15 protein-coding genes are annotated in these 19,845 nt (G+C 52.9%); 9 read left to right on the top strand and 6 right to left on the bottom strand.

Features of this window, described 5'->3' with window-relative positions; all coding sequences use genetic code 11:
* The first annotated feature begins 389 nt into the window (after nt 1–389).
* A complete protein-coding gene (locus tag V2P20_RS10140) occupies nt 390–3,713 on the top strand; it encodes an ATP-binding protein (RefSeq protein WP_331818083.1) in 3,324 nt (1,107 codons plus the stop codon).
* Nucleotides 3,714–3,798: 85 nt separating this feature from the next.
* On the opposite strand, the gene V2P20_RS10145 is transcribed toward V2P20_RS10140, so the two are convergent.
* Nucleotides 3,799–4,005: a cold-shock protein gene (locus V2P20_RS10145; RefSeq protein WP_194970716.1), complete on the bottom strand. Its 207-nt coding sequence runs from the start codon at nt 4,003–4,005 to the stop codon at nt 3,799–3,801.
* 350 nt (nt 4,006–4,355) lie between these two features.
* On the opposite strand from V2P20_RS10145, the gene rpiA reads away from it, so the two are divergent.
* The 4 genes from rpiA to V2P20_RS10165 all read left to right on the top strand — a co-directional run bounded on the left by rpiA (nt 4,356) and on the right by V2P20_RS10165 (nt 7,750).
* On the top strand, nt 4,356–5,042 hold the full coding sequence (gene rpiA / locus V2P20_RS10150) for a ribose-5-phosphate isomerase RpiA (protein WP_331818084.1): 687 nt from the start codon (nt 4,356–4,358) through the stop codon (nt 5,040–5,042).
* Nucleotides 5,043–5,106: 64 nt separating this feature from the next.
* Complete coding sequence (locus V2P20_RS10155) at nt 5,107–5,601, top strand: peroxiredoxin (RefSeq protein WP_331818085.1); 495 nt, start codon at nt 5,107–5,109, stop codon at nt 5,599–5,601.
* Between the two features lie 212 nt (nt 5,602–5,813).
* Nucleotides 5,814–7,097, top strand: coding sequence for a serine hydroxymethyltransferase (gene glyA, locus V2P20_RS10160; protein ID WP_331818086.1), 1,284 nt, complete (start codon nt 5,814–5,816; stop codon nt 7,095–7,097).
* Nucleotides 7,098–7,123: 26 nt separating this feature from the next.
* Complete coding sequence (locus V2P20_RS10165; RefSeq protein ID WP_194970692.1) at nt 7,124–7,750, top strand: SGNH/GDSL hydrolase family protein; 627 nt, start codon at nt 7,124–7,126, stop codon at nt 7,748–7,750.
* Nucleotides 7,751–7,786: 36 nt separating this feature from the next.
* On the opposite strand, the gene V2P20_RS10170 is transcribed toward V2P20_RS10165, so the two are convergent.
* On the bottom strand, nt 7,787–8,410 hold the full coding sequence (locus V2P20_RS10170; RefSeq protein WP_331818087.1) for a hypothetical protein: 624 nt from the start codon (nt 8,408–8,410) through the stop codon (nt 7,787–7,789).
* Between the two features lie 178 nt (nt 8,411–8,588).
* Here V2P20_RS10170 and ppnN point away from each other — a divergent pair, with 178 nt between their 5' ends.
* The 4 genes from ppnN to V2P20_RS10190 all read left to right on the top strand — a co-directional run bounded on the left by ppnN (nt 8,589) and on the right by V2P20_RS10190 (nt 13,437).
* Nucleotides 8,589–9,959: a nucleotide 5'-monophosphate nucleosidase PpnN gene (gene ppnN, locus V2P20_RS10175; RefSeq protein WP_331818088.1), complete on the top strand. Its 1,371-nt coding sequence runs from the start codon at nt 8,589–8,591 to the stop codon at nt 9,957–9,959.
* A gap of 44 nt (nt 9,960–10,003) precedes the next feature.
* Nucleotides 10,004–12,376, top strand: coding sequence for a DNA topoisomerase 3 (locus tag V2P20_RS10180; RefSeq protein ID WP_331818089.1), 2,373 nt, complete (start codon nt 10,004–10,006; stop codon nt 12,374–12,376).
* A gap of 50 nt (nt 12,377–12,426) precedes the next feature.
* Nucleotides 12,427–12,888, top strand: coding sequence for a single-stranded DNA-binding protein (ssb, locus tag V2P20_RS10185; protein WP_331818090.1), 462 nt, complete (start codon nt 12,427–12,429; stop codon nt 12,886–12,888).
* Between the two features lie 93 nt (nt 12,889–12,981).
* A complete protein-coding gene (locus tag V2P20_RS10190) occupies nt 12,982–13,437 on the top strand; it encodes a hypothetical protein (protein ID WP_331818091.1) in 456 nt (151 codons plus the stop codon).
* Nucleotides 13,438–13,481: 44 nt separating this feature from the next.
* Here V2P20_RS10190 and V2P20_RS10195 read toward each other — a convergent pair whose 3' ends face one another.
* From V2P20_RS10195 to V2P20_RS10210, 4 genes are all read right to left on the bottom strand, one after another.
* Nucleotides 13,482–14,213: a hypothetical protein gene (locus V2P20_RS10195; protein WP_331818092.1), complete on the bottom strand. Its 732-nt coding sequence runs from the start codon at nt 14,211–14,213 to the stop codon at nt 13,482–13,484.
* Between the two features lie 128 nt (nt 14,214–14,341).
* A complete protein-coding gene (locus V2P20_RS10200) occupies nt 14,342–16,156 on the bottom strand; it encodes a prepilin-type N-terminal cleavage/methylation domain-containing protein (protein ID WP_331818093.1) in 1,815 nt (604 codons plus the stop codon).
* Nucleotides 16,157–16,229: 73 nt separating this feature from the next.
* Nucleotides 16,230–17,435 carry a hypothetical protein gene (locus V2P20_RS10205; RefSeq protein WP_331818094.1) on the bottom strand — a complete coding sequence of 402 codons (1,206 nt, stop codon included), beginning with the start codon at nt 17,433–17,435 and terminating at the stop codon, nt 16,230–16,232.
* Nucleotides 17,436–17,450: 15 nt separating this feature from the next.
* Nucleotides 17,451–19,841, bottom strand: coding sequence for a DUF3438 family protein (locus tag V2P20_RS10210; protein ID WP_331818095.1), 2,391 nt, complete (start codon nt 19,839–19,841; stop codon nt 17,451–17,453).
* Between the last annotated feature and the right edge of the window lie 4 nt (nt 19,842–19,845).

The raw sequence follows: 19,845 nt of genomic DNA on the forward strand, positions 1-19,845 counted from the left end.
CGGTTGTGTTAATCGGGTTTCACGAAAAACCTCCCTGTTTTCCGCCTTGACAGGCGGCTAGGTCGTGCAAATCGGCCGTTCTGCCGATTTGTCGCACCCGAGGGCGAGCTCTTTTCTTTTAACAGCCTGTGTAGGCTGGGTTGGCGCTTTAGCGGAAACCCGGCATAGGCGGCCGAAATGCCGGGTATACCAACCCAGTCTACCGCCGCTAAAAGCTGCAGTGTTCGGCGCGGCAAATGGGATGAAACCGCTTTTGTGTAACATCAGCTGATAAATAAAAAGATTTCTTTCAAATTCTGAGCCATTAAGCGGTGGGCCGAAACAGATCCTTGGATAATACGGTGCCTGAGTCAATTTATTTAAAGCACGAAAGGTCTTTGTGGAACCGAATGGCATGGCTGCCGATTCCCCTGCTGCTTGTCGCGATATCTCTATTATGGGCGACGGATTCGGGAATAGCGTATGAATTGCCTTATCTCCAGATTGGTCTGTCTTTCTGTCTCTCGGCGCTGGTATCGCTGCTTATCGCTTACCTGATCGGCCGCAGTTTCATGGCCAATGGCATGCCGGGACTGTTGCTGTTGGGTTGCGGTGCTTTATTCTGGGGTTCTGCCGGGGTTCTGGCTGGCATAGTCACACTGATAAGAGACGGTTACGAGCATATCGATCAGAACGCTTTGGTAACCATTCATAATATCTGTGCCTGGATATCGGCCTTATGCCATTTGGCGGGCGCCGCCTTTTCATTGAGATGGAGATTTACCCTCAGCATATCGTACTTCTGGCTCGCGATGAGTTTTGCGATAGCCTTTGTCACTGTGGCGCTGGTTGTCTGGATGGCGCTCTCCAGCTGGACTCCGGTTTTTTTCATACAGGGCCAGGGCGGAACGCCGGTGCGGCAATTGGTATTGGGTTCGGCCATTGCCATGTTTGTTTTTACGGCTATCCTGCTGCGCGCGATGAACCATTCGCGCGCATCCTCTTTTATAAACTGGTATTCCCTGGCGTTGCTGCTGCTTGCAGTCGGGCTATTCGGCGTTATGATCCAGTCTGTCCATGGCAGCCTGTTAGGCTGGGCAGGGCGCGGCGCGCAATTTCTCGGCGGCGTCTATATGCTGGCTGCGGCTTTCATGTTGATACGCGAGTCGAATAAGCATGAGATCCGGCTGGAGCGTCCGGCAAACAACAGTCTTTATCATTATGGCATTACCGTTGCGATAGCCGTTGCCGCCGCCATCGTGCGCCTGGTTTTCCTGCAGGAGCTGGAGATGCGCGTCGCCTTTGTGACGTTCTATCCGGCTGTGATAGCCGCTGCATCCTATGGCGGCATGCGGGCCGGTTTATTGGCTGTCGTGCTGTCGGCTCTTCTGGCGGATTATTTCTGGATTGGGCAGGAATGGCAATTTTCCATTGAAGAGCCAGGCGATTGGTTAGGCATTGCGGTCTTTGCTGTCACTGGCGTCATGCTCTCATGGATTACCGAGAGCATGCATCACACGCTGGCGCGAGTTGCCGTGGCCGAGACCGAAGCCCGATTTGTCGCTGAACGCAAGAGCAAAGAAGCCGAGCTTCAAAAGCTTAACCGCACACTCAGCGTGATTACACGCAGCAGTCAAGTGATGATGCGCGCCACCGATGAAATGGCGTACTTGAATGAGATATGCCGTATTATTGCCGAAGACTGCGAACATACAATGGTGTGGATAGGCTATGCGGAACACGATGAAAACAAGACCGTCCGGCCTGTCGCCCATGCCGGTTTCGAGAGAGATTATCTGGAAAGCCTGAATATCACCTGGATGGATAACGAGCGAGGGCGAGGTCCCACGGGCACGTGCATACGCACTGGAGAGCCCAGTATCTTTCGCAATCTGCAGGCCGATCCCCGCTTCAAACTATGGCGTGAAGAGGCGATAAAAATGGGATACGCTTCTTCGCTTACCTTTCCCTTGTTTGCCGATGCCGGCTATCAACTCGATTTTTTTCTTACGAAGGGATATGCCTCGGCGCTCGCCTTTCCACTGTTTGCTCATAATGCGGTCGTCGGCGCCATTACCATCTATTCCATGGAGCCGGAACTCTTTTCGGAAGATGAAATTAAATTGCTGGCCGAGCTGGCGGATGATCTCAGCTTTGGCATCACGGCGCTCAGATTGCGTAAGGAGCATAAACAGGCCGAAAAGGCGCTGCAACGCAGCGAAAAGCAGTACCGCACGCTTTTCGAGACAATGACCGAAGGGCTCATGTTCGATGAAATTATTTACGATGAATCGGGCAATCCTTGCGATCTGCGTGTCCTGGAAGTCAATCCGGCGTTCGAGCATCAGACAGGCTTGAACGCCGGCGACATCGTTGGCCGCACGGTTCGAGAGCTGTTCCCGGACACAAGGCCGACATGGCATCAGGTTTTTGACAAAGTGGCTTTGACCGGTGAGCATACCCACTTTGAAATGTGGGCTAATTCCTTGGGAAGCTGCTTTGAAATCAGTGCTTTCCGGACCGAGCCGGGCCGAATCGGGGTTATCTTTTTCGATGTAACCGATCGCAAGCGTGCCGCCGAAGCATTACAGGAAAATCATCGCCGCAAGGATGAGTTTCTTGCCATGCTCGCTCACGAGCTGCGCAATCCGCTGGCGCCTATCCGCAACGCCGTGCAGGTGCTGAGGAAAATCGATCATGCTAACCCTACAGCCGATTGGGGATATGACGTCATTGACCGGCAGGTGCAACACATGGCCCGGCTTCTGGATGACCTGCTCGATACGGCCCGCATCATGCAGGGTAAAATCATCCTGAAAAACCAGCGCATCAATCTGAGCGATGTCGTTGCCTGCGCTATTGAAAGCTGCCGGCCGCTCATTGAGTCCAAAGGACACCGCCTCGCTCTCTCCCTGCCGGCAGAACCGCAATGGCTGGAAGGCGACGCCATGCGGTTAGAGCAGATCCTGATGAATCTGCTGAACAATGCGGCCAAATACATGCAGGAAGGCGGCGATATCAAGCTGAGTGTCGTGACAGAGGCTAATTGGGCGCGGATCCGGGTTCAGGATACCGGCATCGGTATTGCATCGGAACTGTTGCCGCATGTGTTCGATATTTTCACGCAGGCAGACCGCTCACTTGCGCACTCCCAAGGCGGCTTGGGGCTGGGATTGAACCTGGTGCAGCGCTTGGCCGAACTGCATGGCGGTTCTGTCACGGCTGCCAGCGCAGGGCTTGATCTGGGCAGTGAATTTACAGTGCGGCTTCCGCTCCTGCCGGCCGGGCATGTGGCCGATGCTTTGACTAGCGACTCGACTCCTGCCGGTTCCTCCGAAGAAATCCCGCAACTTCGGATTCTGGTTGTCGATGATAATATCGATAGCGCTGAAAGCCTTGCCGTCCTGCTTCGCTTGTCAGGGCATGAGGTGGCGACCGTAGCATGCGGCACTGATGCGTTGACATACGCTGCCGACTTCCAACCTAAAGTCGTTATACTCGATATTGGCCTGCCCGACATAGATGGTTATGAGGTTGCCCGGCGGTTGCGGGGAATGTCTGAGATGAGGCATGCGAAGTTGGTTGCCGTGACCGGTTATGGGCAGGATGAGGATCGGAAGCATTCGCGGATGGCCGGTTTTGACTACCACTTTCTTAAACCGGTCGATTTCGATGCTATCAGCGAAGTTTTGACGACAGTCTCCAGCAGTTCTGTGCCGGAGTTACAGCCCTAATATGCGGACTAACAGATGGGTTGGGCCGCCAACTGAATGCGGACGGCGACGCAATTGCTTGTGTCGCCGTCCGTTGAAGTGTGCTTTAGCCGATTACAGTTACGTCTTCAGCTTGCGGGCCTTTTTGACCTTGTGAGACGCTAAACTGTACTTTTTGTCCTTCGTCAAGCGATCTGAAACCGCCTGCGCTCAGGATATTTCTGAAATGTACGAAAACATCAGGGCCGGATTTTTGTTCGATAAAGCCGAAACCTTTCTCAGAGTTAAACCATTTAACGATGCCGGTAGTCATTGTAGACATAATAAGTCCTATAGATATATTGAATTAAAGCCTTAAATCAGGCTGGGAGAGCTGGTAAATCTGGAAATTACAAATGAAATACAGGACGAGAAACTTAAAGAAGAGACGTCGAAATGGAAAACAAAGGGTAAATCATATTTTCTAGCTGACGCCCATTGTAGGCGTTATTCCGGATGTGTCAAACTTTATTTTTGCAAGCGCCAGGTTTTATCCGGCGTGAAGCACTGTTGATCAGCGTCTGCTTTCAGGATCGTTGTTTTTGAAAATACCGGTGGTCATCTCACCGCTAGCGGATGTACTATCTCACTAAAAGATGGCTTGAGTCAGCCCAGGAGCACACCATGAACGATAAAGAATTGGTCGCCCGGCATGCGGCCCAGCAGGTTAAGGATGGCATGATCGTCGGTCTTGGCACGGGCTCGACTGCCAATTATTTTATTGATGAGCTTGCGCGCCGCCGCGCTGAGGAAGGCTTGCAGGTGACTGCCGCGGCCAGTTCCGTCGTCAGTACGATCAGGGCCCAGGAACGCGGGCTGCCCCTGGTGGCGCTGGAGCACCTGGCCCGGCTCGACCTCTATGTCGATGGAGCCGACGAGGTGACTCCGGATATGACTTTGCTTAAAGGCCGCGGCTACGACCTGGTCCGGGAAAAGCTGCTGGCCAGGGCCAGCGATATGTTTATCGTGCTGGTCGACCGAAGCAAGCAAGTCGGGCGTATCGGCGAACATTTCCCCATACCGGTTGAAGTCATGCCGTTCGCCTGGCAACTGGTCAAGAAGCGGCTCGAGTCATTGGGCGGGCACGGCAATCTGCGCCAGAATGCGGCTAAAGACGGACTGGCCATAACTTCCTACGGCAGTCTGGTGCTCGATATGGTTTTCGATTCGGATTTTGATGTTCAGGAACTGGACATCGCCTTGAACGATACGCCCGGCGTCGTCGAGCACGGCATCTTTCGCGGGCTGGCCAGTGCGATTTTTATTGCGGCGGAGGGAGAGATACAGGAATATTGGCCTACGCGGTGTTAGCGGTAAAGTAGGCTTTGCAAGGCGATTTTTCAATGTAGATTTTTATAGAGATTAAGGAGGACTAATGATAGAGAAAGACCAAGAGGCGCCTTTTTTCAGAGCGGTTAACCAGAATAATAAATTAGTGTATTTATCGGATTACTACGGCAAGAATGTCGTGCTGTATTTTTACCCGAAAGACGATACGCCCGGCTGCACGATAGAAGCCAATGACTTTACCTCGCTGGCCCAGGATTTTGCCGATCTGAATACCGTCGTGATAGGTGTCAGCAAAGACACCTGCGAATGCCACAGGGCGTTTATCGACAAATATAACCTGAATGTGCCGTTGCTGGCCGATACTTCGGGCGAATTGTGCAACAAGTACGGCGTCTGGCAGGAAGTCGAAAAAGAAGGCGAAAAGAAAATGAAAATCGTGCGCTCGACTTTCATCATCAATCAGGACGGCAAGGTAGAAGAGGCCCTGTACAACGTCAATCCCGAAGGTCATGCGCAGGAAGTATTGGAGAAAGTGAGGCAGCTGGCTCCTAAAACCGAAAGCGAAGAAACTGCAGACTGATATTTTCCTTTCTGTTGTGCAGCGCAGTTTTTGTATTGCCAGATAAAGGTATATGGGCGGCTGCGCGCTCCCCTAAAGGAATTGTAGGTGCGAATTCATTCGCACCTACATTGGGGACCCGATTCAAATAAACGCCGCGATAGCGGCGCATCATCAAACCAAATTTAACTAACCGCGCAACATCAGTTACCAATCGCTATTCCAACTTAATAATGACCAAATCCAAACAGGACTTTTTTTCAGCAGGACTACGCGAATCCGATCCCGGAATATGGCAGGCCATCGCCGGCGAACTAAACCGACAGCACGACCAGATCGAATTGATCGCCTCGGAGAATTTCGTCAGCCGCGCCGTATTGCAGGCGCAGGGCTCCGTCCTGACCAACAAGACCGTAGAAGGCTATCCGGGCGGGCGCTACTACGGCGGCGCCGAATTCGCCGACCGCATAGAACAGCTGGCGATCGACCGGGCCTGCCGCCTGTTCAACTGCCGGTACGCCAACGTGCAGCCGCATTCGGGCAGTAACGCCAATCAGGCGGCTTTCCTGGCCCTGCTCGGCTATGGCGATACGATTTTATCCATGAATGTGGCGGCGGGCGGCCATATCAGCCATGGTCATCCGGCGACCCAGACAGGGCGGCGTTATCGCATCGTCAGTTACGGCGTGAGCCACGAGGATGAATGTATCGATTATGCGGATGTGCGCCGGCTCGCACAGGCGCACAAACCCAAACTGATCATTGCAGGCGGTTCGGCTTACAGCCGGATCATCGATTTTCCCCGGTTAAGGGCAATCGCCGATGAAGTCGAAGCTTATCTGCTGGTCGATATGGCGCATTTCGCCGGCCTGGTCGCGACCGGTTATTATCCCGATCCGTTTCCGCATGCCCACGTCGTGACTACGACCACCTATAAGAGCTTGCGCGGAGCACGCGGCGGCATCATCCTGACCAATGACGAGACGATCGCCAAAAAAATAGCGGCTTCGGTCTTTCCCGGCGTACAGGGCTCGTTGCTCCTGCATGCGATTGCCGGCAAGGCCGTATGCCTGGGCGAAGCGCTGCAGCCTGAGTTCAAGGCCTATAACGGCCAGGTGCTGGCCAATGCCAGAACTTTGGCGGAAAGTTTGGCGAAGGCCGGATATCGCATCGTGTCCGGGCAGACCGATACCGGGCTCATGCTGGTCGATTTGACTGCCAAAGGACTTGACGGCGCCCGGACCGTGGTTGCGCTGGAAAGAGCAGGGCTGACCTGCAATAAAAACCTGATTCCGTTCGATCCGCTGCCGGCCGAAATTGCCTCGGGCATCCGTCTGTCGGCCAACGCCGGCACGACGCGCGGTTTCGGCACCGCCGAGTTTGCACAAATCGCCGGCTGGATCGCCGAGGTATTGGATGGGCTGGCCAACAATGCCGGTAATGCGGCTGTCGAAGCCCATGTCCGCGAGCAGGTTTCAACCTTGTGCCGGGCGTTTCCGATCTATTCTGAAATTTAACTATTGCTGCTAAAGGCTTTAAACGCATGAAGACGATACTCTGTTATGGCGACTCCAATACCTGGGGTTATATTCCGGGCACAGGCCAACGCTATGCCCCTGAAATACGCTGGCCCGGCATTCTCAGCCGCGAGCTTGGCAATGATTACCGTGTTGTCGAGGAAGGCCTCAGTGGACGCTATACGGTCTGGGACGAACCGTTCCGGCCCGGCCGCAACGGCGCGGCGCTACTGCTGCCGCTGCTGCAGTCGCATGCGCCGCTGGATCTCGTGATCCTGATGCTGGGCACAAATGACGTGCTGCATTTCAGGGACAACACAGCTTTCGATGCGGCGCGCGGTGCAGGCATACTGATCGACATCGTGCAAAAAAGCAGTTGCGGGCCGGATGATCTGCCGCCTGATGTGCTGTTGGTCAGCCCGCCCAGAATCACCCAGCTTTCCGCCGAGCTTGGCCTGAAGTGCCATGGTTTGCCTGAGAGGTCAGCAGAGTTCGAGCAACATTACGCCGCCGTCGCCAGCGCGGCCGGATGCTATTTCATTGATGCCGCCGATTATTGCGAGCCCAGCCCCGTCGACGGCGTGCATCTGGATGAAGCAGGGCATCTGGCGCTGGGCATGGCGATGGCTGCCAAGGTGCAGGCCTGCATTTAGCCAGGTTTGTTTGAAATAAAAGCTGAGTCAAGCCCGCTATTCGTAGCGGCCGTGCTGATGTGAGCGGCCATCCCCGCGATTCCCGTGTTGCTGGCGGTTGCCGTTCCAGCGTCCTTGCTGTTCGGCATGGCCCGGTCCTCTGTGTTCGTCTTGACGAGGTCCGCGATTTTCATACTGCCGGCTATGGTTATCTCTCGCCCCGCCAAATTGCCCCGGATTAAAGCGGCCGCCTGCAGGTGCTGTGCGTTCAATGCTGGGCCAGTGCCTCTGGTGATTATCATCCCGGAACCTTGGCTGCGCAGTATGTTCGGGCATTCCGCGATCTTCCCGATGAGGTCTATGGTCTTCATGCTGCCAATGAGGTTGTTCCCAGCGATGTGGGTCGGCGTGGGGTCTCTGATCGGGGTAATAATGCTCATGCGGCGCTCTGCCATATTCGGCTTGCCGGCGCGGCCGATAGACATCATGAAAATGATCACCGCCCGAACTGTAGTTTCTATGTCCATAATCCGGCATACTTCGGTAATAATCCCTTTCTATGACCGTATAGCCGCCGCCATAAGATACGCTATCGGGATAATAGGCGCCGGAATAATGGGCGCAGGCGCTCAGCAGCAGTATTGAACCGACAGCAAATATCTTTTTAATTAATGCGTTCATGTGTTATATCCTTGAATATGCGGGTTTTGGCTGGAGCATAGGGCAAGAATGCTGAATGATAAATGAACTGCCGGGAAAACAGGGGCGCATAGAGCCGTTTTCTCCGATGAGTCGTACCGAACCTGAGAGTGCAGGCGGTAGGCAATTTAGACAATACAAATAGTTAAAGGAATATACAATGAAACATAAAGTAGTCGATGCATTAATTTCCCCCGAAGGTCGTCTCGATGTGCTGTCCAAGATTGAAGTCAGCAAACTGCTGGATACCAGCCAGGGTGGACTGTACCAGGTATTCCGCAACTGCTCGCTGGCGGTGCTGAACTGCGGCAGCGCCATGGATGACGGCAAGGAACTCCTGGAACGCTACTCGTCTTTTGATATTCACGTGATTCAGGAAGAGCGCGGCATCAAGCTGGAAGTGACAGGCGCGCCCGCGCATGCCTTTGTCGACGGCAAGATGATCAAAGGCATCAATGAGCATCTGTTCGCCGTGCTGCGCGACATTATTTACGTCAGCGACGAGATCAACGACAATCCGAAATTCAATCTGCAAACCTCGGACGGCATCACCAACGCCGTCTTTCATATCATGCGCAATGCCAATATCCTGCGCCCGATGACCAACCCGAACCTGGTCGTGTGCTGGGGCGGGCACTCGATCAGCCGTATTGAGTACGACTATTCCAAGCAGGTCGGGCATGAATTGGGCCTGCGCGGACTGGATATCTGTACCGGCTGCGGGCCGGGCGCGATGAAAGGGCCGATGAAGGGCGCCGCTGTCGCTCACTCCAAGCAGCGCATCAAGAACGGCCAGTATCTGGGCATTTCGGAGCCGGGCATTATCGCGGCCGAATCCCCGAATCCGATCGTGAACGATCTTGTCATCATGCCGGATATTGAAAAACGGCTGGAAGCCTTCGTGCGCACCGGCCACGGCATTATCGTATTTCCCGGCGGCGCCGGCACGGCCGAGGAAATCCTGTATATCCTGGGCGTCCTGCTGCATCCCGATAATAAAGACATGCCGTTTCCGCTGATCTTCACCGGCCCCGACACCGCCATCGACTATTTCAATGAAATCGACCGTTTTATCGGCGGCACGCTAGGGCCTAAAGCGCAGCAGCGTTATCAGATTATTGTCGACAATCCCGTCCAGGTCGCGCGCGAAATGCACGAGGGCATCAAGCAGGTGCGCAGTTTCCGCAAGGAAAAAGGCGATGCCTACTATTTCAACTGGTCGTTGAAGGTCGATCCGGTCTTCCAGCATCCGTTTATTCCCACGCATGACAACATGCGAAATCTGGCCCTGCACAAGAATCAGGAAACGCATGTGCTGGCCGCCAACCTGCGCCGGACCTTCTCGGGCATCGTCGCCGGTAACGTAAAAGCCGACGGCATCCGCACCATTGAGCAATACGGCCATTTTGAAATTCGCGGCGATGCCGGCATCATGAAGCTGATGGATTCCTTGCTGGCCTCGTTTGTCGCGCAGCAGCGCATGAAGCTGCCCGGCAAGGCCTATTCGCCTTGTTATCGCGTCATCAAATAAGGGGATTTGCTATAATGGGCAAGTATTAGCTTGCTCATTGTTCTATGAAAGTCATCTTAACGGAGAAGCCATCCGTCGCGCGCGACATAGCCCGCTGTTTGAATATCCGCAACAAGCGCGACGGCTATTTCGAAGGCAACGGCTACCGGATCACCTGGGCTTTCGGGCATCTGGTCGAACTGAAAGAACCGGACGACTATCACAAGGAATGGAAGCGCTGGTCTTTGGAATCGCTGCCCATCATCCCTGAAAAATTCGGCCTGAAAGCGCGCGGCGATGCTTCGGCCAAAAAGCAGCTCAACACGATCAGGCATTTGTTCAAGGAAGCCGATGAAATCATCTGCGCGACCGACGCGGGACGGGAAGGCGAGCTGATTTTTCGCTACATCCTGTCCTGGAGCCAATGCCTGAGCAAGCCGTTCAAGCGCCTGTGGATCAGCTCATTAACGGATGAAGCCATACGCAAAGGCTTTGCCCAATTACAGGACGGCAGGCTTTATGACAATCTCTATCGCGCCGCCAAATGCCGCAGCGAATCGGACTGGATCGTCGGCCTGAACGCCACGCGGCTTTATACGCTGAAATTCGGCCAGAACGGCACGCTGTGGACCATAGGCCGCGTTCAGACGCCCGTGCTGGCGCTGATCGTGCAGCGCGATGCGGAGATCGCCAACTTCATTCCCAAGGATTTCTGGGAATTGCAGACGCTGTACCGTAACACGGTTTTCCAGTACGCCGGCGGGCGCTTTGACCGACAGGTCGATGCTGTGGAATTGCTAAGCCGAATTGATGGGCATGAATTTCAGATCATGGCAGTCAAAGGTAAAAAGGAAACGGTCAATCCGCCTTTGCTGTACGATCTGGCTGATCTGCAAAAAGACATGAGTATGCGTTACGGCTTTACGGCCGAACGTACACTAACCTGCGCGCAGCAGTTGTATGAGAAAAAACACATCACCTATCCGCGCACGGGCAGCCGTTATTTAAGTGATGATATGAAAGCTGACATGAAGCCGCTATTGGAGAAGCTTCGCAGGTCATTTGGTCCACAAATAGCGCCGCTCGATCTGGACGGGTTAGCATTGAACGCGCGCTATTTTAATAATGTTAAGGTGACTGATCACCACGCCATTATCCCGACCACGACTCTACCTGACAGCCTATCTAGTGATGAAGCGAAACTTTACCAAGTCATTGTCATACGCTTCATTGCAGCCTTTTATCCGCCTTGCATCAGGCTGATCACGACAGTACAAGGCGAAACTAATCACACGAAATTCAATGCCACAGGCATTGCTATAGAATCACCGGGTTGGCAGGTGCTGTATAAAGGCGATGATAAACAAGAAACTCTGCCTGATTTTACGCAGGGCGAGACGGGGCTGCATCAGCCTTCGGTCAGTCAGGGCAAGACCAAGCCACCTAAGCCATACACAGAAGCGACCTTGCTGAGCATGATGGAATCGGCCGGCAAAACCTGCGATGACGAAGTGCTTAAGGATGTACTCAAGGAAAAAGGTCTCGGGACGCCGGCAACGCGGGCATCTATCATTGAAACGCTGATCATGCGCAACTACATCAAACGCCAAAAGAAAAACCTGATCAGCACTGAGGCCGGCCGCTATCTGATCGCAATCATTGCCGACGATCGTTTGAAGTCGGCGGCCATGACCGGCGAATGGGAATTCAAGCTCAAGAAAATAGAGCAAAATGCCCATGACCCCGATCAGTTTATGATGGAAATCATTCAATTTATATCTGGAATTATTCTATTCACTCAAAAAATTAAGGATGAATCGATTAGGTTGCCTGAAGCTGTTATTAAGCCGCCAATAATAATTGTGCCGCCTGATTATGATGCTAATAAGTTGGGCGAGTGCCCTTTGTGCCATAAGCCGGTCATCGAAGGGCGTAAAGGCTACGGCTGTAGCGGCTGGAAGGAAGGTTGCCAATTCGTGTTATGGAAAGAGGCGTATGGCGTGTCGATCACGTATGAGATCGCCAGTCAGTTGCTACAGAATGGTCGGACTCTGCAAGCTTATGATGTTCATGTTGGCAACAAAACTTTCGATGCCCATTTGACCCTGAACGGGCAGGGTGAGACGAGTTATATTAAAGCCGCCAGTCAATCGGTTTCAGGGGTAAAAGAAGCCATTGCTGCCTGTCCGTTATGCAACGGCCAGATCATCGAAACGCCCAAAGCCTACAGTTGCAGCGAATGGCGCAACGGCTGCAAGGCCGTGATCTGGAAAACCATTGCGCACAAGAAAATCACGGCCGCGATGGCGAAAAAGATGATTGCTACCGGCCAGACGGGCGTGCTGAAAGGCTTTAAATCGGCTAAAGGCAGCGCTTTCGACGCCAATCTGAAATTCGTCGACGGCAAGGTTCAGATGGACTTCAGCAAGCCCGCTTGAGGTCTCGATATAAGGTATAATAGCCCTTTGATCAATCACGAGAGATAAAGATGAGCAACGTACTCAGTTTTACAGGCACTGTCGGTCGTGACGCGGAAGTCAGGTATCTGCCATCAGGCCAGGCCGTGCTGAATGTCAGTGTCGCCAACAATATCGGCTTCGGCGACAAGCAGCAGACGCTATGGTTCACAGTGGTCTTATGGGGCAAGCGCGCCGAAGGCCAATTGCAGAATTACCTGAAAAAAGGCCAGCAGGTGTTCGTTTCCGGCGAACTGACCCAGAGGGAATATCAGGCCAAAGACGGCTCCACCAGGACTAGCCTGGAAGTGAACGCCAATATTCTGGATCTGGTCGGCGGCCGTAACGCCGAGGGCGCTCGAAGCGAGCCGCAATCCCAGCAAAGAGGCAGACAAAGCTATCAGTCATCGGGCGCGCGCGAGCCGTCTAATCCTCAGCAGGATAGCGGCTATGATAATTTTGATGCGCCTTATGATGACGATATTCCGTTCTAGGAGTCACCTGAGATTAGTTTTGTAAATAATTTAAATAAGCCCCTGATTAAAGGGGCTTTTTTGTATGAGGTAAAATCTATCGGCAGGTACAGGATGGATAAAAAACAGAACGACCCCGAATCAAGCCGACCCGCAATGGCGGCTAATGAATTGGGCTTGGTCTTGCAGTCGGGCGGCAGCAAAAAACTGGCCGAAATACGCCGCAAGGTCCAAACGAACTTGCCGCCCGTTGAGCCGGCTAATGCTGATCATGAAATGCCGGCAGGCTTAAAACCCGAGGTTGTTGCGGAGCTGAAGAAAGCCCGCAAGCTCATTGATGAAAGAATCGCGGAGATCATGAGCCGTTTTCCTGCAGGCAAGCAGAATAAAATGTTCAGCTTCAGGTATGGTTCTGTTGACGCCATCAAGCGCATGGATATGAATGCTGCATTTAAACGGTTAGGCATGCCGGACAATCAGGTCAGGATGAGGCTGATTGCCGGGTTGGATTATTATGGCAATGTTGCGGGGGCGGAGGAAATCAAGCCAGATTCGCCGACCGCCGGGTGATTTATATGCCACAGTATGCCCTGTGTCGGTTGGTCTGACGGTTATCACTCATCACAAAGCTTGTTCTTGCCAAGGTCGGGGCCGTTCAGAAATAAAACGCGGTCATCGCCGCGATCGGATGCGTCTTTGGATTGAATGGTTGTATCGATTGCAGCCTCATCAGATCTGAGGCCGCTGCCAGGGCCTGCTGAAACTAATCTGGCATTTTCGAGGTGATACCTGGCGATATCGTCAGATCCCGCGCCATCAGCGTCGTAATAGGGCACTTGCAATACAATCGGTCGATGCCAGGCATCAAAAGCCTGCGAACCGGTATCGGTCGTTATATTGACGTGTACATGAGCCGGGATAGCAATTGCTTCAGGAGAGCTAGAATCAAATACTGTTCCAAAACTACTATGGAGGGGAGTACCGCTAACGAGACCGCCAGTTGATAAGTACGGCCCACGCCAGCCCACGCCGGTTTTAGGGTTGTAGACATCCCATGAACCTTGCTCGAATAAATATTTCAGGTTGTAAGCGGTGTCGGTACTTGCCTGACTGGCCTTAGGGTAAGCGCCCAATGTATCTGCATAATAGCCAGGACCCGCTTTGCCGCCCATGATCGCCTGCTTGACGGCCTGCAAGGTTGCATCAGTCGCTTGGCATGTAGCCGTGCCGCTTGTGATATTGACATAAGGAACAACCATGCCAGCTAGTGCTATCAGCACCAGCAGCACTACTGTGATTTCCAGCAGCGTCATGCCTGATTGCAGTGTTTTATGGAACCGTTTCATTATTTTGTTCTCATTTGTTGGTGTGGATTTATTCTCGCCGAACAGTTATGCTTCGGGTCGAATGAATTCGACCCTACAGAATTGGCCGGAGGCACAGAAATGCCAAATAGTTGCGTATTTCGAACTTTTTACCAATTGATGACCGGCAAATCGATGCGCGGGTGAAAATCCACCTGAATCGGGTTTTGGCGGTCGGCTGGGTATAAGGTCGATGTACAGTTCGTTCCGTCATGTTCGTAAATGCCAATGGCGTTCTGGCCAGCGGGGATGAAAATGGGATTACTCGCAAAATTAAAATGGATGGTTTGAGATGACCCGTTTTCCTCAATCAAGACAGGTTTGCTGTTGCTGGGTATCGAAGTGATAGTGCCATTGTTGCGATAAAATACCCTCAAACAAAGCTGTTTTATATTTGATGTCCAAGTACCTGAACTAATGTTACAGTTTTGTTGCGAATATCGAGTGATTGTGCTTGAAGCTCCCTCCTCATTTGTGATGTTGCAATCTTTTCCTTTAGTTAAACCATTGGCAGTATTGCATTGAGCTAATGTAAATGAGCATGAAGCAGGATTATCCATATTCCAAGTACCTCCCGGCCCGCCATCAGCAACAATTCGCTCACAATCTGTTTGATTGGAGAACTTACACTGCTTCTGCCATGTTCCATGATTATTAAAACAAGTATTTTCTGTAAAAACACATTTCGAGCCGTCCCAAGTTGTCGGACAAGTCGCTGAAGTAAAATTACATACCCGATCAGTCGTATTCCAAGTTCCACCCACGCCGGGTGCAACGCAACTTGATGGGGTAAATTCACAGGACTCTTGCCATGTTCCCCCTGTAAAGCTGTTGCATTGATCAGAAGTAAAAAAACATGATTGCCACTTCCCACCTAAATCTTTGCAAGTTGATGAACTAATGGCACAAATTGAATCGCAATTGCCATCATTCGGTGAGGTATCAGTACAACTGCCGCCAGCATTTTTACAATCAGCTAGAGCCGTAAAACTACTCGCTTGAGAAGCTAAAAAACCGCAAAATCCACCTAATGATTGATATGGTTTTAATAGATTAATTGTTATTCCGTTGGAAATATCAATTTGCCAGTCCTGTTGACGCACAATAGGATTTGGATAAAACACGGCACCATTTGATTTGTTATTGGATGGGTAATCATTTTCATAATCCCCAGTTGTTGGGATAGAGTTATCCTTTTGATGATTTTTACCAAAACTTTGAACAATCAAATTGCCACTATCTGATGCGTTATTTGTAAGATTGAACAAATCAATAAACCACCAACCATAGTTATTATCGTTAGACAGTAATGTCCAGGTTGCGCCATTTGCTGTGCAGGTAGTTTCATCTGTATAAACGATATTGGTACACTTGCCTTGTGCCACACGCCCCCAACCATCAACAAAAGCATCCTTATCATCTGGATTTCCCGAAACATTCAGGTAAGGGCCTTGCCAGCCCCAGCTCAAGCCTGGCGAATCGCTATTCCTGCCTATCCAAGTTGCAGCAGCTTCCGAACAAAGCGTTTCAGTATTCGATATGCCGTCGCTACAAGGCACCTGCTTATATGTCCACACACTCGGGCTTGTGCAAGCGGATGGTCTTTTGATAGTAGGTAACAAAGTTCCACCCGAATCGTAACAAAATCCTGGTTGTAAAAGCTCACGCAATTCATCCGGCAACCTCCCCATATCCGCCACAAACCCGCTCACCGCCTGCTGGCCGTTGATGATCTGCCGGGGATTGCCGAGGATGGCTTCCCGGATGCGCTCCAGGCGCTCTTGGGTCTGCTCGTAGCGGACCTGGAAACTCAAGCTGTTGGTTTCGCGTATGGCGACGCTGGCCAGCAGCGTTATAAGCAGCAGCACGACCGTCATTTCGATCAGTGTGAAGCCCTGAACCAGGGTAGGGGATGTTTTGTTCATAAGCCGATGAGTATCCAAATGTCAGTTGCGTTCATGAAATACCCGCTCCAAGCGGTCCGCCTGCTTCACGATTTTAAAACTTATAGGCCATGCCCAGATTGAATCCGAAGGAGTCCCAGTTCACGCCGTTGAACCGGGTTTCACCGGCATAGCCGTCGGAGGAATAGAAGGTGTCGATGCCATTGTTGTTGGCTTTCCATTTCTGATAGTCAGCCGACAGGTTTACACTCCAGTCCGGATTGATGCGATAGCTCCCGCCTGCCGAGGCAATAATGCCTTCGCCTTCTGCTTCATGCGTGAAACTTTTGGGATGATCCAAATCTTCGCGCAGATTCCAATTACCAGTACCTTCGTAGTCCGCCCAGTGGTACTCGACTGAACCTTGCAGAGAGAGACGTTCGGTTAGAAACAATTTTGTTTCCATTCCACCCCAAGGACCATACCAAGTCGCTTCATAAGTGCTATTCAGTCCGCCGAAACTGCCCAATGGCGGCATTTCGATCTTAAAGTCATTGTTATTGTCACTGATGGCCTGAACACCGTTGGTATCATTGAACTGCTGGGTGTGAAAGGCATAACCGACTTTAGGTGTCAGGCGCAGGCGAGGCGCAAATTTCTTGCTGCCTATATCAAAGTGATAACCGAGCGCGCCTGAGAGTTCGATCGTTGCGCCATCGTCGGTAACACTGTAGGAGCGCGAAAATTCGCCCTGGCGGTTGTTCTGATCGTAATCGGAATCCTGATTATGGCCATCGACAATCTGGCCGTAAGCGAACTTGCCTTCCGCATGCCAGTGATCGGCATAGGTAACGTCGATGCCGGTTTCGAACATGGCGCTTTCCACGTCTTTCCATTGCAGTTCGGACACAACATCGGGCGAGCCTGACGAGTCGGCGATAGTCCAGTCCAGATCATCCTGCCGATAACCGCCTTCAATATAATAATCAAACTGGAATTCCGGGCTGTCATTGTAATGCTCCGGTTCCTGATAGTTTTCGGCGACGGCCGGGCCATTGGCGGCAAGGCTGATGGTCTGGCCCTGATTGGTCGTTGCAGGCCCGCCTGAAGGTGGCTCGGTAAAAATGACCATGTGCATCGGCCCGTTGCGGCCTACGCCGTTTTCGCGATTGTCTGCCAACGGCGGCTCGCCGGCAGGCGCTTCAAAAACATGCATTTTCATGTCCGGCACGGTGCCTGAGGCGATGCCCACTGCCTGCGCCGTCAGAGGGCAGCAGACGAGTAATGGAGCGATACCTGTTAAGCCGTATTTCTTAACCATGATGTTCCTTGGGTATCAATGAGCCGCAGGGGCCACGATTTCCTCGAACGGCTGGGAGGAAATCAGGTACAGATAGGTTGTTGCATGGCTCTGTTCGCTTTGCCCGGCCAGCGTTTCGTTTTCGATCGTGGAAGCCAGCCAGCGGCCTTTCAGGTGGCGATAATCGACCGTCACCCGCTCGTTCGAGACATTGTGCAGTTCCACGGCCGTGACATAAATGCCGCCCTGGCGCCAGCCGGCAATCGGCAATGCCTTGATCCTGGAATCGTAGGTCAGGTCGACCGGCTCGAACTCGCTCAGCCTGACAGGCGTGATCTTGGGATCGATCTTGCGCTGTTCGGGCGGCAGCCGGATGGCTTCCGAAGCGTAACGGGTCAGGTCCACATAGATCTGCTGGGCAGGCGAGGGCGCCGGCGCCGCTGTTGCCGCCGCCGCCGCAGCTCTGCGGTTTTCCGGGAATTCCCTCGAATCGCCGCGGCCGCGGTATTTATCGAAGACATCCTGCTTGCTGTACTCCTTGAAAGGCTGCTCCAGCACATAGCCTTTATGGCGCCGGTCCGGATTGGAGTAGACGTCCATTGAACCGGCATCCAGCGCATTCGGGTGAATGCTGTTTTCCTCCAGGACTTCGTGGCTGACGCCGGCCGCTTCCGTCGGCGTTTCCATGATATGCGGCTTGATGATGATGACCAGTTCACGGCGCGTGCGCGATTGGCCGTCTTCCCTGAAAAAGAAGCCCAGGCCAGGAATGTCGCCGAGTATGGGCACTTTTTTCTCGCTGTTGCTGGCCGCTTCCTGGATCAGGCCGCCGACGGCGACCGCGGTCGAGTCCTTGGCGACGATCGTGCCGCTGAACGTGCGTTCCTGCACCAGATCGATATTGGCATCCTGCAGGGTCTCGCCGATTTGCACCGGAATCGTGCCTTTGGCGGCCGACAAGGTGGATTGCTCGACCAGTATCTGGATGCCGACTGTTCTGTCCGAATTGATGTTGGGCGTCAGCAGCAGGGTGGTGCCGATGGCGCGCACGTCGGTTTCAGGGACCAGAATCGGCTGTTGTACGACGTTTGCTGTGCCGGAGGCTCCGCTGGCCACTGTGGCCGATGCTGAATAACCGCTGATGATGGGCCTTTCCTCGCCGACAAACACGCGGCTGACTTCCTGATTGGTCGTCATCAGCATGGGGGTGGCCAGTTCCGTGACTCGTCCTTCTTTTTCCAGCAATTGCAGGCGAGCCTCGAAATTATTGCTGACCACTGTAGCCAGCAGTGACGGATCGAAAGCTGCGGATGCGGCTCTCAGGCCGGTATCGAAAACTTCCTGAGCCCCGACGGTGTTGGAGGCGCCCAGTGTAGCCACATTGGCGTTATTGGTCTTGAGCTTGAAGTCGAACAGCGAGTCGTACCCGTCCGATAAATCGATGGACAGGACTTTGACCTCCATCAATAACATGGAACTTTCGGTATCCAGCTTCTTGTACAACTGGCGGATTTCAGCCATCGCATCCTGGTCGCGGGTACGGACCAGCACCCGGTTCTGGTGCTTGATGACGCCGACATAAATCGGTGCCTGATGACGGATGGTCTGATCCAGCAGTCCGCTGCTCTGGGCTATATCGCCGGTGATTAAACCCTGTGTACCGTCTTTGGAATCGGCGAATTTGCGCAGGATATCGGTGCTGACCCGCAGTTGTTCTTCCAATTCAATTTCTCTGTTGCTGTTTTCCTGTCCTCTGGCAGAGACACCTACCTGGTTGCCCAACATGCCGCCGCTGCCGGCATTGATACTGGTCGAGTTGCCGCTGCTTCCGCCGGTACCGCCACTGCCACCGCCGCCGCCAGAGCCGCCTCGAGACGAGGTCAGGGTTGAGCGGCCGTCAATCATGTTAAAGCGTTGAAAACGCTGGGACAGGTCCGTCATGATTTCCCTCTCGTTTTTTCCATAACTCAACGTGACGCGTTCCGAAAACAGGTTTTTAATGGTCTCGGCCAGATCCAGCGCATTTTTGGCATTCTTCATCGTGAAGATTTCCGTTTCTTCTTTTTTGAATTCGACCTGTTCCAGCCGGTATTCCTTGACCGTGTAGATGCGCACGATGTTGGAGTTGACGTCGCGCTGATACCAGAGGTTGTAGGTTTTGGCGATGGCATCGATTACTTCCATGGAAGTCACGCGGCGCAGGAACATCGTGACTTGTATCTCGGCGGCTTCCTTGGAAGCGATGATATTCAGGTCGGACTGCTCCGACAGGATGCGCAGGGCATCGCCGACAGTAATGTCGCGGAATTCGATCTGCTCGATGACCTGTCCGGGATCGGCACGCGCATCTGTCAGCAAAGAAGGTTGCAGCAGCGATAAGGCCAGTATGGCGGCGGTAAAACGGGATTTTGAAAAAAACTTAGGCATAAAT

This window comes from Methylobacter sp. Wu1, from assembly GCF_036553575.1.
GTDB lineage: Bacteria > Pseudomonadota > Gammaproteobacteria > Methylococcales > Methylomonadaceae > Methylobacter.